Consider the following 1,611-nt stretch of genomic DNA (forward strand, 5'->3'; position numbering starts at 1 on the left):
GGGTCTTGTTGGTGCAACTGGTGCGGATGGTAAATCAGCATTCGAGATCTGGAAAGAGCTTCCTGGAAACGACGGTAAAGACATGAACGAATATGTTGTGGGTCTTAAAGGAGAAAACGGAGTTGATGGAAAATCGGCATTTGAGATCTGGAAAGAGCTTCCTGGCAACGACGGAAAAACAATTGCCGAATATTTAGACGGATTAAAAGGTACTGACGGAACAAACGGAGTTGACGGTAAATCGGCATTTGAGATCTGGAAAGAACTTCCTGGAAACGACGGAAAAACAATTGCCGAATATTTAGACGGAATAAAAGGTACTGACGGAACAAACGGTGCTGATGGAAAATCAGCATTCGAAATCTGGAAAGAGCTTCCTGGAAACGACGGAAAAGACATGAACGAATATGTTCAGGGTCTTACTGGTGCAACTGGTGCTGACGGTAAATCGGCATTCGAGATCTGGAAAGAGCTTCCTGGAAACGACGGGAAAGATATGAACGACTATGTTCAGGGTCTTAAAGGAGAAAACGGAATTGATGGTAAATCAGCATTCGAGATCTGGAAAGAGCTTCCTGGAAACGACGGGAAAGATATGGACGAATATATTGCTGGTCTTAAAGGTACTGACGGAACAAATGGAGTTGATGGTAAGGATTTCGAATTTACTGATTTTACTCCAACGCAATTGGCAGGATTAAAAGGAGACAAAGGTGATAAAGGAGATGCCGGTAAGGATTTCGAATTCACTGATTTTACTCCAACGCAATTGGCAGGATTAAAAGGAGACAAAGGAGATAAAGGGGATGCTGGTAAGGATTTCGACTACACTGATTTTACTCCAACGCAATTGGCAGGATTAAAAGGAGACAAAGGAGATAAAGGAGATGCTGGTAAGGATTTCAACTACTCTGATTTTACTCCAACGCAATTGGCAGGATTAAAAGGAGACAAAGGWGATAAAGGAGATGCTGGAGCAATTGGTGCAACAGGAGCAACAGGATCACAAGGTCCAATCGGCTTAACTGGAGCTACAGGACCTCAAGGAGCAACAGGAACACAAGGTCCAATCGGATTAACTGGAGCAACAGGAGCGCAAGGAGCAACAGGATCACAAGGTCCAATCGGCTTAACTGGAGCTACAGGAGCGCAAGGAGCAACAGGATCACAAGGTCCAATCGGCTTAACTGGAGCTACAGGAGCGCAAGGAGCAACGGGATCACAAGGTCCAATCGGCTTAACTGGAGCTACAGGAGCGCAAGGATCACAAGGTCCAATCGGCTTAACTGGAGCTACAGGACCTCAAGGAGCAACTGGAGCTACAGGACCTCAAGGTGCTACAGGGGCAACAGGGGCACAAGGTCCAATCGGCTTAACTGGAGCTACAGGACCTCAAGGTGCTACAGGAGCAACAGGAGCCCAAGGTCCAATTGGATTAACTGGAGCTACAGGAGCGCAAGGAGCAACAGGATCACAAGGTCCAATCGGATTAACTGGAGCTACAGGACCTCAAGGAGCAACTGGAGCAACAGGAACATTCAATACAGGTTCATTGTATAATCTTACATCAGCAAACAGTGCGTTAACAGTAACTGGCGGTGGTCAATTATT

1 pseudogene is annotated in these 1,611 nt (G+C 46.1%); it reads left to right on the top strand.

Features of this window, described 5'->3' with window-relative positions:
• A pseudogene (locus ASD98_RS24310) lies at positions 1–1,611 on the top strand (collagen-like protein); the annotation flags it as partial.

The organism is Flavobacterium sp. Root186 (genome assembly GCF_001428525.1).
Lineage (GTDB): Bacteria > Bacteroidota > Bacteroidia > Flavobacteriales > Flavobacteriaceae > Flavobacterium.